Consider the following 12029-nt stretch of genomic DNA (forward strand, 5'->3'; position numbering starts at 1 on the left):
ATTGATAGCACCCATAACCCAGAATTTACCTCCATTGAAGTCTATCAAGCCTATGCTGACTATTTCCAAATTATGGCCTTAGTTGAAGACTTAATCTGTGCCGTGGCTACAACGGGCGCAGTTACCCCGTTTCAAATCAAAGCATGGTCGGCAGGCTTTGAGTTATCCTGCCAACGTTAAGTTTGCAGGAGACTATCTCAAAGTACCGGGGAAAATTGGATTACTCTAACCGACCAATACCTTTTCCCCAGTTTTTTGAAATGGAGAGACGGATGAGACGGGTCAGATTTGAGTAAGTTGTAGCATTCATCGGCAGTTGTTTGTACAGCTTCCGGTAAAGCATGGTAACATTGCCAAAATCGTCGAGTGGTATAGTGCATCAGAGTTCTCGGCAATGTCCAGATACAAACTCCGCGATCGCCTCTTGAGCGAGGGCTTCTAAACGACCCTCGGCAATATCCTGTTCTATCTGTTCATCCCACCGTTGATAATCCAAATCAAAGAACCATTGTTTTAGTTTTTCAAACTCATGGGATGGCAGGGAGAGAATTGCTTGTTCAATTTCTTTTAGGTTGGACACAGTTTTACCTCTGTCGTTGTTGTAGAAATTATAGCTGGGCTGGTAAGGCATCAGAGTAAACGAGATGCTCTAAAATCGAGAGTTATAGAAACCAATATTCTCAAATCTCCCCTAACCAGGTTTCGATCGCAGATATCAGATTCGGTTGATTGGGGGGAAAGCCTTTTAAGGGCGCTTCTAGGGGTTCGGAGGTGAGGAAGGCGATTTTACCATGTCGTGCTTTGCTATTAAGATCTGAAAAGATTCTCAAAATAATTGTTATTATTCCATTGATAAATACTAAAATCCTTAACATCTAATGATAAAATTCGTCCAGTTTTATATTCTTCTGCCAACAAAACCAGGGATGCGTCAGCTAAATCCATGGGAACATCGCGATATTTATTCATCAAATATTTGAGTCTAGTAATCTGGTTAGGCTTAATTTCAAAAACTTGGAATAATCCCTCAGATATGGCACTAATAAACGTAACCGAAGCTTGGACTCCGCGACGATTTTGTAGAAAGTAGCAGGTTTCGGTGACAACACACCATGTGGTAATCAGCGGTTCATGATATTGACTAAACGTTTGTTTAGCGGCTTCATGGTAGTTATCATTTTTGTTGGCTAAGGCAACCCAAAACCCGGTATCAACAATAATCATTGTTCAGTATTAATTTCTTGCATTAATATTGATTCGCAGTTTTCGGCTAGGTCAGGTTCGGCTTCAATACAACCAACAAAGCCAATTTTACTAAAGTTCTCTATATGACTGGTAGAAGTCGTCAAGAGTTTTCGATAATAATAATCAAGAGCAGCTCCTAAAACTTCATCGGAATTTTGTTGAGTTTTTTGTTGAATAAAAGCCAATTTTTGTACTTGTTCGTCAGTTAATTGAGTGGCAATTTTCATTATGTCTCCCTTTTCGTTTATCACCTTATGGAAATTTTAACCTAAAAAACGGTAACTTTCAAATCTCCCCTAACCAAGTTTCGATCGCCGATATCAGATTCGGTTGATTGGGGGGAAAGCCTTTTAACGGCGCTTCTAGGGGTTCTGAGGTGAGAAATGCGATTCTCCTACCCAGACGCTTCCGGAACGCAATTACCCCCGTCAGTTTTTGGCAAAAGGCGATTCTCCTGCCCAGACGCTTCGCGATCGCTTCTGGGGTGGGTTGGGTCGGGGTGGAAATTCGCTACCGAAGAGAATGGCACAGTGGGGGAGGAGGTGGGGCGCGTTTGAGGGTTTTGAGGTGGCGATCGCAGTTCTGCGGGGTCTTCGTCGGGACGAGTGATGTCCCAAATCAGTTCGAGCCAGGGTGAGGGCGATTTCCCGTTCGCGGGTTTCGTTGGCGAGGATGTCGGCGTTGAGGCAATTCTAAGAGTTCGTCCGTGAGGAAGGCTGGGGTGTCGGTTGGTTTATGGCAAAATAGAATATCATTCAAAGTAAGTCAGTACCGTGAGGCTTAGTCAATGATGAGATTTAATGATGTAGTTGAAGCAATAAAAGGTCTTTCTATCGATGAAAAACAAGAAATTTCAATGTTGTTACAGCAATATCTTCGTGAAGAATCTCGTGACAATATTTATAAGAATTTCCAAGTAGCCCAGCAGGAAGAAAAACAAGGAAATCTTAAGTTCTCCAACCAGATTGATAAATTGAAGAAGATGATTGAAGAATAATTATGGAAGTTAGTTTTAGCTCTGCTTTTAAACGGGCTTTTAAAAAGAAAATTAAAGGCAATCAGGATTTAGAAACAAGGTTTTGGCAAAAGTTAGACTTGTTTATCCTCGATCCATTTGACCCTACTTTAAAGACGCACAAACTATCGGGTAAGTTGAAAGATTTATGGAGTTTCAGTGTGGGTTATGATGAGAGAGTGTTATTCTATTTTACAGAGGATGAAAAAGCTGTATTTGTTGATATGGGCAGCCATGATGAGGTGTATTAAGTAGCCAGAAACTGGGTTTCTATCCCAATCTCTGATTTGTAGGTGAAACTGTCGCAGAAAACCGGTTTCTCAAATTTCCTCTAACCAGGTTTCGATCGCAGATATCAGATTCGGTTGATTGGGGGGAAAGCCTTTTAACGGCGCTTCTAGGGGTTCGGAGGTGAGCAAGGCAATGTCTCCTTATATCGTTCCAGGTTGTTGGGCAACTACTGAAGGATATTGCTAATCCGATTAGAATCATTTTTCAGGAATTGAGGTCATGAGCGATCGCCTTAATTATCCAGTGGCATAATAATCGGAATCGTTTGGTTTCTGTGTTTTCGATAGATGGTAAAATCACTATCTAGGGTAATAATTTGGCTATCTTCATACATTTCACTCATCCTCACTAAACAGGCATCGGCTAACGACATAGGGACTGAAACATAGCGTTGCATGAGGCTCTCTATCGCTTCTATTTCTTGGATTAAGGTGAAGGGTATAACCAGATGTCCTTGTTTGATTAATTTTAAGATAGTTGCTTGTCCTTGATGAATTCTTCGGGCCAGAAAACAGGCTTCTGTGATGACGGATTCATTGGTGATGACGGGGGCGGTAATTTTGGATAATTCGTTAACAGCCCAAGAATGAAATTTATCCTTGGGCAACAGAAAAGCAATTAAAACTCCCGTGTCTACAATGATTTTTGGACTCATTCTTCACCTAATCCTTCTAAATATTGAGGATTGTGGGACAAATCCTCTAAATCACTATCGAGACAGCCCATAAATTCTTTCGCTGCTTCTGCGAATGAAACTTCAGGGTTTTCTATGGTTTTGGGCGCTGTTTTCTGGTGGCTAGATTGATATTCTAAGAATTCGATGAATTCAAGTAACTTTTGCCATTGTTCAGGGGGCAATTGTTGAATTTTTTGGATGGCTATTTCTAGGGTAAGCATGGTTCGTTATGATTTGCAGTTTTCAGCTAGGTCAGGTTCGAGTTCAATAGTGAGTTGAGTGGCAATTTCTCTTGTTTCCTCTTTTTGTCTATGAAAGGATATTTTAACCTAAAATTTCAGAAACCGGGTTTCTAGCAAAATATCGGGTTTGTAGCAGAAACTCTCGCAGAAACCGGGTTTCTTGGGTGATCAAATCTCCCCTAACCAGGTTTCGATCGCAGATATCAGATTCCGTTGATTGGGCGGAAAGCCTTTTAATGGCGCTTCTAGGGGTTCTGAGGTGAGAAATCGTACTCTCCTACGGAGACGCTTCGCGATCGCTTTTAGGGTGGGTTGGGTCGGGGTGGAAATTCGCCGCCAAAGAGGATGGCTCCGTGGGGGAGGAGGTGGGGCGCGTTTGAGGGTTTTGAGGTGGCAGCGCATTTCAAGCGGGGTGGCGGGTCCGGGGGTAGCCTAACCTTGGCGGTGTAACCTCAATCCACAAGCCAGACTTCTCCCCGGTTAGGACTACTCATAATCTGCCTCTTGCTCATCTAAGGCTAAAAACAGTTCTTCTGCATTGAGGACTAAATCCTCATCGGTCAAAGGGGGAACGTCAAAATTGATAACGCGCTTGAGTATTTCTGCTGCGTTCGCGAAGCGTCTCCGTAGGAGAATCGCCTGTTGTTCTGTAGTCGGCAAATCATCAAAGTTTTTGAGAATTTCTTGAGCTAGGGTATTCATAACAGTTCAGTCCGCTTCGTTACCCAAAATCAGGTTTTAAGGTCAATTCCAATTTTATCCTAAGTTTCAGGGAGAACCCCTATGTACACTCTCCCCTAACCAACTTTCAATGGCAGATATCAGATTCGGTTGATTGGGGGGAAAGCCTTTTAACGGCGCTTCTAGGGGTTCCTCCGTGAGGAAGGCTACAGCAATTACCCCGGTCAGTTTTTGGCAAAAGGCCATGAGTTCTGGGGTGGGTTGGGTCGGGGTGGAAACCGTTTCGCTACCGAAGAGGATGGCACCGTGGGGGAGGAGGTTACGGCGTTTTAGGGTTTTGAGGTGGCGGCGCAGTTCTGCGGGGGTGGCGGGTTCCGGGGGGTCTTCGTCGGGACAGGTGATTTCCCAAATCAGTTCGCTGAGGGTGAGGGCGATTTCCCGTTCGCGGGTTTCGTCAGCGAGGAGGTCGGCGTTGAGGCAATACAGGGGCAGGTGTTGCAGGGATTCCCAGGTGAGGGGAGAGGCGAAAGTTTGTTCGCCGCTATGGGGGGTTTGTTCGGTGACTTCGGGATGGGGAGTGGTGGGGGGATTGTGCCATGCTTGGTAAAATTCGGGATAGGAGAGATTTTCGGCACAGTTCCAGAAGAGTTTATAACACTCTAAATAAAGGTTAAAGTTGTCTCTATAGGTTTCATCGCTGAGATGGGAGTGAAGAGCAGAAATTATCATTTCTTTTTGTTCCTGGTTAGCAATAGTTCTCTTTAGATACTCAAAATACAAAGAATAATCACCTTCTAAGTAGTCAGATTGAATCAATTCGATTAACCGAGAGGTTGCCAATGTGCTTCCGTGGCAAATACCCTCAAAGGTTTGGTAAAAGCGAATATGACTGATAGGTGATTCTTCATGCGGCTTGTCTCTGGAAATTTTCAATAATTTTACAATGACACTAATTCCAAAATGACTACCCCACTCTACCTCCTTTAAATGCCAATTAATTTCTTTTAAAATATCCTGACTATCATTAGCGCCTATGATACCAACTAAATACTCAGTCGCTCGTTGATTGCTAGGATCAACTTTGCCTAACTGCAAAGCTAGTTGCCATTGAATATCTTCTTCTTGATTAGTTTCAAGAGCTTTTAATAACTCTGGAATGACCAAGTAGTTTTTGGGGTCGATTTTCGCCAAGCTATAGGCTGCATATCCACAAATTTTCTGATTTATATTAGTTTGTAAAATTTTCATTAATCCAGATATTGCCAGATAGTTACCCTTACCAACTTCCTCTAACATCTTGCTGACAAAGGTTAAAGTTTTACTATCGTCAGCAGTTTCAAGAATTCCCAGAAGTCCTGCAATCGCTTGATTGTTTCCTTCCCACGATTTTATAAATTTTCTAATGCGATATGGCAAAAAACTAGACCCATTTATTTCATTTATTTTGATTAATGTAATGATAGCTTGAGTGTTTCCAGGATCGATTGTCCCTAAACTAAGAGCCGCTGTCTCAAGTAGTTGTGTATTGTTGATTGATTGAATGAGCTTGCTTAATACACTGATTGCCTCTGGATGATTACATTCAAAGATGCTAAAAGTCCCAATTGCTATGCCAGCAGTATCTTCATTATCTGTGGTTTCGATAACTCTGACCAATGCAGGAATCACATGAGGGTTTCCTGGGTCAATTTTGTGTAAATACCGCGCCGCTTCACAACAAGTATCTTCATTATCAGTAGTTTCGATAACTCTGACCAATGCAGGAATCACATGAGGGTTTCCTGGGTCAATTTTGTGTAAATACCGCGCCGCTTCACAACAAGTATCTTCATTATCAGTAGTTTCGATAACTCTGACCAATGCAGGAATTACATGAGGATTTTCAGGGTCAATCTTGTGTAAATAATAGGGAACTTCAAAAGAAAATTTACCGCCTTTGATTATTTGACAAAAACCAGAAATAACTACATTACGCTTTTCTTTTTCTATATCATGCAAACTATAACATATATTACCAATAATATTTTCATTTTTTATGTCTTCAAGTCTTTTGAATAAATCCGAAATCACTGCACTATCATGTTTTTTGCCAATGTTACCTAAAGACCAAAGTACACTCTGAAAAATATCTTCATTATCGGTTGTTTCAATAATTTTTATAAAAGTCTTCATAATGGCATCGAAATTACCTTGATAAAAATCTTTTAAATGGCTGATTGACGATGCAAAAATATCTTTATTATCAGTTGATTCAATAATTTTTAATAAGATTTTCATGGCATCAGAATTATTGCTTTTGATACCAATATGTCGTAAATTACGAATAGCATCACAGCAAACATACTGATTATCAGTATTCTCGATGATTTTCAGCAAACCCGCGATCGCATCAGGATGTTCTTTGCCAATTTTTAGTAAACTTGAAAAAGCATCACGAATAACCTCTTCATCGTCAGTAGTTTCAATAATTTTTAACAAAACTGCGATCGCACCAGGATTACCTGGCTCATATCTCTCTAAACAGTTAGCTAAGTGCCAACGAATATCTTCATTTTGAGTTGTTTCGACAATTTCGAGCAAAATAGCCTGAGCTTGGATATTTCCCGGATCGACTAGACCCAGATGATAAGCTATCTGCGAGCGGTAATTTTCTTGATGTTGATTCGCTTTAAGTATATCTAATAACCAATTCACAACAAGAGGATCTCCGGGATTAATTATTCCTAGAATCTGAGCAGCACGATTACGCCTCTCAGGATCGGGATCAGTTGCAAGAGTTTTGATTAAAGCCTGCACAAAAGCAGGATGATGGGGATCAATAATCTCTAGCCGATTAATTGCGTCTCGTCTCGTCCCCAGATTCTCAGTAGTTTCAATTAGAGAGGATAAACTAGAAATAATTAGCTTATTTTGAGGTTCTAACTCCCATAAAAATCCAATAAAATCTAAAAAGATTTGACCTGCCCCCTCATAACCATGTAGGTTTTCAAGGTAAATACTCATTTCTTTTAAGCAGCGCATATTATTAGCAGCCAAATCAGCCATTACCGTGTCAGGGCATATTTTCTTCAATTCAGCTTCTATCTCTGACTGTGCTTTTCCCTTGAAAACAGAGTTCAGAGAATAGGAAATTGATATTGAGTTTAATTTTATCTCAAGAATTGCAATAACTTTAGTTCTTGTCGTTCTTTTCAATATCTCTCTGGCATCTTGTTGAAGACAGGCCTTATAAATACTCCACCTCTTCGGTTCCACATCAAAATCCCACAACGCTACTCCTACTAATTTGTCAATTAATGCCAAAGTTAGGGAAAATTGATTATATTCTTTATAGGGAATTAGCATATCAATATCTTTCAACTGAGAAATACCCTCAACTGCTAAAAAATTAGATTTAACCCGATACAAGTTTCGGCATTTATCATTAAAAGTTGCCAACTTAATCACAAATTCTAGCTTGTCATTAGCAGCAACATCCCAACGCCCCAACCACAACAAAATCACCTGCTTCCACTGCGGTTCAAAAATCCGATACCGCTTCCCCTCCACCGGACAGTCAACATGATCCTTCGGCAGAAAATAATCCCAATCCTCCACCGCCAACGCCGCCAAATACTCCTGAAACGTCGCATGATAAAACCCATACACCTTCTCACGGGGATTTTCCTCTGCCACCCCCACCTCATTCAACCAACCTAACTTTAACGCCAGAGGAAACAACGACCCCTTTGACTTCGGTTTCCCCAAATGCTCACACACCAACCGATGAGTTAACCGAAAGCGACTCGTTTCCCCCTCTAGGGATGCCTTCGCCAACTCTCCCAAAGCCGCATTTAACTGTTCCTTTTCCTCCTCCGTCACCGGAAAAGCCGTTTCCTTCCACCCATAGACGGACTCCACAAACCCCCCATACAAGTCCGCCATCGTTTCCGGTAGCGCATCCTCCACCTTCCAAGTCGCACATAACAACGTTAACCGCAGGGGATTGCGGCATAAATCCTTAATCCGTTCTTTCCCCGACTCTTGCAACTCTGACCACAACGATTCCGCCAACTGGACATCCTCACCCTCCGCCACCAACCCCCGAAACCAGCGCCGGATAAACTCCTGCATTTGTTCATCCTGAAACGGTTGGGTGAGATAGGTTTGAAACCCCTGTAACTGGCTGGGGTTCGCTTGCCACAAATTCAAGCGACAGGTGACAATCATCCGCGCATCCGTCACCCAACCTCGGAAATTTAACCCCTGTAGGTCCGTCTGGCTCATCTCATCCAAGCCATCCAACAGTAACCAGACTGCACCCCCCTCAAATTTATTCCCCCAGTCGGCTTTAATTTCCTCTCTGGACTGCCTCAATGCCTCGGTGAGCCATTTTTGCTCTAAATACTCTCCCAGGGGTTGACTGCCCAATTCTGCCAAGGATACCCACACCACTAAATCATCGGTTGCTTGTAATAACCAAAAGGCTAATTTCTGGAGTAACGTGGTTTTTCCCGCCCCCGGTTCCCCAATAATGGCAAGACGTTTCTCCGTGCGTTGACTAATCACTTCTTCGAGAAACTCTCGGTAAGCAAACCGTTTCTCGACTTCCTCCCGATTGTACAAGTCCGAACCTTTTTCCGGGTCAATCTCTTGGGGGTGTTTTGGGTGCTGACTCCGTTTCGGTTTCACTAGGGCTAAATCGACAAATAAATCCTCATCAATTAAATTGCGATCGCCATAAACCTGACCGATAACCGTATTACTGCTTAACGGTTTCCGGTCCAGTAACATCCGACGGCAAATATCTTGCCATTCATCGATCGCATATTCCACCGGGAACCCAGCAATCTCTTGTCCAATCAGGCGTTTAAGTTGCTCATACCCGGTTTGGGAACTCTCCACAATCAGGATAATACTGCCTTCCTCAACCTTGGTAATCGAGAGGGTTTTATCCTTGAGGCGGTTTTGCAGGGTAGTGGTGATTTCCGTGAGTTGCTGTTGCGCCTGTTGATAGTCGCCTTTGAGTCCTAAAATGCAGCGGTTGAGCGTCGCCGTGAGTTGGGGCGGATGGTTAGGTTCAGGCAGTTCCCCAAAGGACTCTTTCCATTTATCTCGAATAACCTGTAGGTTCTCTTCTCTCTTGGTTTGATGTTTGAGACAGAGCGAAAACTTCCAATATCCTTGATTTTTGGCTGATTCATGCTCCTTCAGAATCCCCAAATCTCGAAGGCAAGCCAAGGCATTTTGAATCAGTTCATCCCTCGCCGCTTCCAAAATCGGTTTCTGGCGATAGGTTTCTAATAAAATCCCTAACTCCTTCTTAGTAATCCCCTTTTCTATCCGCTTAATCTGTCCATTGCGCTGTTTTTGCTCAAGGATGCCAGACACCCTCAACTCGTCCTCTTTCACCCACTCCAGTTCAAACTGTGCCTTGAGTGAGTCTGGGGGAATCGTGATCTCCTTATCATCCCAAGCCAGCAACGCCGCCACGAAGTCCAGACGGTCTTGCAAGTCCTCCGCGCTTTCTCCATACTTGCGGCTTTTTTTGAAAGGCTGACCCGATTTTCCCACCATGACGACCCTCGATAGAAAACTGGTGCTGGTTTGGGGAAACTTGCCCAAACGGGAGGGTTGCCCAAACCAGGTAAAGCCATTGTAGCAAGGATTTCAGGATTTTACCTGTGGATTTGCTTGGGCAGTAGCCCAAAAAAACACTGATCTCAAACACACAAAGGAGGTCAGTGATGGCTAATCTACAAGACAAATTCAAACAACGCGCCGCCTTAGAAGACGCATATAGTAATTTCGTCGAACCCTATGTTAATGAGGTGATGGAAATTCAGCTTAATTCCTCCTTAGAGACTCCTCCGGCTCCGGTGATGTCGGCTTGTTTGGGCTGTGTATCGGGATGGTTGCTGCTGACGTTCGTTTATTGTCTGTGGATGCGCCGACGGCCATGAATGTAGCGACGACCTTCCCCACCACTTTCGTTAAATCCTGATTGGGCTATCGGTCGCTGGGGAGACGAACGCACCCGCAACTTCCAGCATAGCCACTCTGGCGCAGAATGGCGGGAAGAAGGTCTAACCACCTCTGGGTTAGCACTTCAGCCACAGAGGACACAGAGGAGGAGAGGGGGAAGAGGTGGGGGCGACCCCTTGTGGTTGTCCTGCCGGGTCGCCCTAGCCTTGGGGTCATCATATCAATGGCTACTTTTTTTCTGCTATTTCATGGGTCCTTTTCACTCAGATGCAAGTTACGCATGACCGAAATGCGTAAAATAAAAAACAATCTAAAAATTGTAGTTGCCGATACATAAACCCCTGGTGATTTTTCTTAGATTGTGGACACAACATCAAACCGACCCTATGTTATCTCTAAGCACTCATCCCCTGTGATTAGAACCTAAAAACTCACTGTTGATTCTTAACTAAACAATGCCCCGATTTAACCGTCGCCAATTCCTGATTACAGCTGGTGCAGCAACGGCTGGCAGCTTATTACTCCATAGCTGCGGACCGATTAATGACCAAACCCAATTTGAGGTAGAAATTGACCCAGAAAATGCCCCGGAAACTCCAACAGCACGACTCGGCTTTATTGCCTTAACCGACGCGGCTCCCCTAATTATTGGACGGGAAAAAGGCTTTTTTGCTAAGTATGGCATGACGGATGTCTCCGTTGAAAAACAAGCATCCTGGGGAACCACCCGTGACAATTTAGTTCTGGGTTCTCGGGGCGGTGGTATTGATGGGGCACATATTCTCACACCAATGCCTTATCTGATTTCAGAGGGGATTGTCACCGATGGTCGGCGAGTCCCGATGTACATTTTGGCGCGTCTGAATTTGAATGGTCAGGGGATTTGCCTCTCCAATGACTATCGCGATTTAGAAATTGGAGTCGATAGTACCCCCCTCAAGGAACGGTTCGCTGAACGACGGGCTGCGGGTGAAGACTTACGGGCCGCCATGACCTTTCCCGGAGGAACCCATGACTGCTGGATTCGCTACTGGCTGGCGGCGGGAGGGATTGACCCAGACCAGGAGATTTCGACGATTGTCGTCCCCCCACCCCAGATGGTGGCTAATATGCGGGTTGGCAATATGGATACCTTCTGTGTTGGGGAACCCTGGCCCCTGCAATTGGTGAACCAAGATATTGGCTATAACGCCTTAACCACTGGGGAACTCTGGCAAGACCATCCTGAGAAAGCCCTAGGAATGCGGGCAGATTGGGTTGACGAACATCCCAAAGCCGCCCGGGCGTTGTTGATGGGAACCCTAGAAGCCCAAATCTGGTGTAGTGAACCGGAGAATGTGGAGGAGATGTGTCAGATTCTCTCCCGCCGGGCTTGGTTCAATGTGCCGTTTGATGACATTATCGACCGGTCTCGGGGTATTTATGATTTCGGCATCGGTGAGGTGAGGGAAATGCCAGATTTGATGCAGAAATACTGGCGGGATAATGCGTCCTATCCCTTCAAAAGTCATGAGCTCTGGTTCCTCACTGAAAATATCCGTTGGGGGTATCTGCCCCCGGATGCGGATATTAAAGGCATGGTGGACCGAGTAAATCGGGAAGACCTCTGGCGAGAAGCGGCTGAAGCCATCGGCCAGGGAGACATGATTCCCGAAAGCACCTCTCGAGGTCCCGAAACCTTCTTTGATGGCAAGGTCTTTGACCCAGAAGACCCCCAAGATTATCTCAAGAGTTTAGAGATTACCCGAATTTAAGACTGATGCCGAAACACATCCTACCCCTATTGCCTGTTAAGAGTTAAGAGCATGATTTAATCTCAAATTAGGTTAACATTTTAGGGCAATACGGTATAATACCAAGTATGGTGCGAGACCTTCGGGTATGAAATAGAGCTGAAATGGGCGTGGGGACTACC

The 12029-nt window shown here is 44.2% G+C and carries 15 protein-coding genes and 2 pseudogenes; 6 read left to right on the plus strand and 11 right to left on the minus strand.

The genetic code is table 11. From position 1 onward, the window contains the following. On the plus strand, positions 1 to 180 hold a 180-nt coding region (locus tag ACTIE0_RS20000; RefSeq protein ID WP_439516959.1), incomplete at its 5' end, for an amino acid--tRNA ligase-related protein. Between the two features lie 199 nt (positions 181 to 379). On the opposite strand, the gene ACTIE0_RS20005 is transcribed toward ACTIE0_RS20000, so the two are convergent. The 5 genes and pseudogenes from ACTIE0_RS20005 to ACTIE0_RS20025 form a co-directional block, all read right to left on the minus strand. Continuing rightward, the gene (locus tag ACTIE0_RS20005; protein WP_006624686.1) at positions 380 to 580 is read right to left on the minus strand and encodes a hypothetical protein; all 201 of its coding nucleotides are present in this window, start codon (positions 578 to 580) and stop codon (positions 380 to 382) included. A 100-nt stretch (positions 581 to 680) separates the two neighbouring features. Then, positions 681 to 785, minus strand: a pseudogene (locus ACTIE0_RS20010) (NACHT C-terminal alpha/beta 1 domain-containing protein); the annotation flags it as partial. Positions 786 to 807: 22 nt separating this feature from the next. Continuing rightward, positions 808 to 1224 (minus strand): type II toxin-antitoxin system VapC family toxin, encoded by a 417-nt coding sequence (locus tag ACTIE0_RS20015; RefSeq protein ID WP_006624688.1) that lies wholly within the window; start codon positions 1222 to 1224, stop codon positions 808 to 810. Then, complete coding sequence (locus ACTIE0_RS20020; RefSeq protein WP_006624689.1) at positions 1221 to 1472, minus strand: hypothetical protein; 252 nt, start codon at positions 1470 to 1472, stop codon at positions 1221 to 1223. Before ACTIE0_RS20020 ends, ACTIE0_RS20015 begins: the two co-directional genes overlap by 4 nt. Before the next feature lie 58 nt (positions 1473 to 1530). Continuing rightward, positions 1531 to 1707 (minus strand): NACHT C-terminal alpha/beta 1 domain-containing protein, encoded by a 177-nt coding sequence (locus ACTIE0_RS20025; protein ID WP_396442652.1) that lies wholly within the window; start codon positions 1705 to 1707, stop codon positions 1531 to 1533. Here ACTIE0_RS20025 and ACTIE0_RS20030 point away from each other — a divergent pair. The 3 genes from ACTIE0_RS20030 (at position 1622) to ACTIE0_RS20040 (ending at position 2511) form a co-directional block, all read left to right on the plus strand. Next, positions 1622 to 1882, plus strand: coding sequence for a hypothetical protein (locus ACTIE0_RS20030; protein ID WP_160162569.1), 261 nt, complete (start codon positions 1622 to 1624; stop codon positions 1880 to 1882). The two genes, ACTIE0_RS20025 and ACTIE0_RS20030, sit on opposite strands and share 86 nt — an antisense overlap. A gap of 150 nt (positions 1883 to 2032) precedes the next feature. Further along, positions 2033 to 2242: a hypothetical protein gene (locus tag ACTIE0_RS20035; RefSeq protein WP_006624691.1), complete on the plus strand. Its 210-nt coding sequence runs from the start codon at positions 2033 to 2035 to the stop codon at positions 2240 to 2242. A gap of 2 nt (positions 2243 to 2244) precedes the next feature. Beyond that, the gene (locus tag ACTIE0_RS20040; RefSeq protein ID WP_006624692.1) at positions 2245 to 2511 is read left to right on the plus strand and encodes a type II toxin-antitoxin system RelE/ParE family toxin; all 267 of its coding nucleotides are present in this window, start codon (positions 2245 to 2247) and stop codon (positions 2509 to 2511) included. Positions 2512 to 2580: 69 nt separating this feature from the next. On the opposite strand, the pseudogene ACTIE0_RS20045 reads toward ACTIE0_RS20040, so the two are convergent. The 6 genes and pseudogenes from ACTIE0_RS20045 to ACTIE0_RS20070 all read right to left on the minus strand — a co-directional run. Continuing rightward, positions 2581 to 2685: pseudogene (locus tag ACTIE0_RS20045) on the minus strand (NACHT C-terminal alpha/beta 1 domain-containing protein); the annotation flags it as partial. Between the two features lie 98 nt (positions 2686 to 2783). Beyond that, positions 2784 to 3206 (minus strand): type II toxin-antitoxin system VapC family toxin, encoded by a 423-nt coding sequence (locus ACTIE0_RS20050; RefSeq protein WP_006669965.1) that lies wholly within the window; start codon positions 3204 to 3206, stop codon positions 2784 to 2786. Further along, on the minus strand, positions 3203 to 3448 hold the full coding sequence (locus tag ACTIE0_RS20055) for a DUF2281 domain-containing protein (protein ID WP_006624695.1): 246 nt from the start codon (positions 3446 to 3448) through the stop codon (positions 3203 to 3205). Before ACTIE0_RS20055 ends, ACTIE0_RS20050 begins: the two co-directional genes overlap by 4 nt. A gap of 189 nt (positions 3449 to 3637) precedes the next feature. Next, entirely contained in the window at positions 3638 to 3799 is a 162-nt protein-coding gene (locus ACTIE0_RS20060; RefSeq protein WP_050786918.1) for an NACHT C-terminal alpha/beta 1 domain-containing protein, read from the minus strand. Positions 3800 to 3955: 156 nt separating this feature from the next. Then, complete coding sequence (locus ACTIE0_RS20065) at positions 3956 to 4171, minus strand: hypothetical protein (RefSeq protein ID WP_006669966.1); 216 nt, start codon at positions 4169 to 4171, stop codon at positions 3956 to 3958. Between the two features lie 66 nt (positions 4172 to 4237). Beyond that, complete coding sequence (locus ACTIE0_RS20070) at positions 4238 to 9706, minus strand: HEAT repeat domain-containing protein (RefSeq protein WP_006669967.1); 5469 nt, start codon at positions 9704 to 9706, stop codon at positions 4238 to 4240. A 170-nt stretch (positions 9707 to 9876) separates the two neighbouring features. Between ACTIE0_RS20070 and ACTIE0_RS20075 the strand changes: the two genes are divergently transcribed. Together ACTIE0_RS20075 and ACTIE0_RS20080 are read left to right on the plus strand one after the other, a co-directional pair. Further along, on the plus strand, positions 9877 to 10092 hold the full coding sequence (locus ACTIE0_RS20075) for a hypothetical protein (RefSeq protein WP_006624704.1): 216 nt from the start codon (positions 9877 to 9879) through the stop codon (positions 10090 to 10092). Between the two features lie 477 nt (positions 10093 to 10569). Beyond that, positions 10570 to 11868: a CmpA/NrtA family ABC transporter substrate-binding protein gene (locus ACTIE0_RS20080; protein WP_006616041.1), complete on the plus strand. Its 1299-nt coding sequence runs from the start codon at positions 10570 to 10572 to the stop codon at positions 11866 to 11868. Positions 11869 to 12029: the final 161 nt, after the last annotated feature.

Source organism: Limnospira sp. (assembly GCF_051859755.1).
GTDB lineage: Bacteria > Cyanobacteriota > Cyanobacteriia > Cyanobacteriales > Microcoleaceae > Limnospira > Limnospira fusiformis.

What these genes read in the sequence shown, in the direction of transcription:
- ACTIE0_RS20015 (WP_006624688.1), bottom strand. Translation starts at nt 1,224, where the DNA reads ATGATTATTGTTGATACCGGGTTTTGGGTTGCCTTAGCCAACAAAAAT.
- ACTIE0_RS20020 (WP_006624689.1), bottom strand. Translation starts at nt 1,472, where the DNA reads ATGAAAATTGCCACTCAATTAACTGACGAACAAGTACAAAAATTGGCT.
- ACTIE0_RS20035 (WP_006624691.1), top strand. Translation starts at nt 2,033, where the DNA reads ATGATGAGATTTAATGATGTAGTTGAAGCAATAAAAGGTCTTTCTATC.
- ACTIE0_RS20040 (WP_006624692.1), top strand. Translation starts at nt 2,245, where the DNA reads ATGGAAGTTAGTTTTAGCTCTGCTTTTAAACGGGCTTTTAAAAAGAAA.
- ACTIE0_RS20050 (WP_006669965.1), bottom strand. Translation starts at nt 3,206, where the DNA reads ATGAGTCCAAAAATCATTGTAGACACGGGAGTTTTAATTGCTTTTCTG.
- ACTIE0_RS20055 (WP_006624695.1), bottom strand. Translation starts at nt 3,448, where the DNA reads ATGCTTACCCTAGAAATAGCCATCCAAAAAATTCAACAATTGCCCCCT.
- ACTIE0_RS20065 (WP_006669966.1), bottom strand. Translation starts at nt 4,171, where the DNA reads ATGAATACCCTAGCTCAAGAAATTCTCAAAAACTTTGATGATTTGCCG.
- ACTIE0_RS20070 (WP_006669967.1), bottom strand. Translation starts at nt 9,706, where the DNA reads ATGGTGGGAAAATCGGGTCAGCCTTTCAAAAAAAGCCGCAAGTATGGA.
- ACTIE0_RS20075 (WP_006624704.1), top strand. Translation starts at nt 9,877, where the DNA reads ATGGCTAATCTACAAGACAAATTCAAACAACGCGCCGCCTTAGAAGAC.
- ACTIE0_RS20080 (WP_006616041.1), top strand. Translation starts at nt 10,570, where the DNA reads ATGCCCCGATTTAACCGTCGCCAATTCCTGATTACAGCTGGTGCAGCA.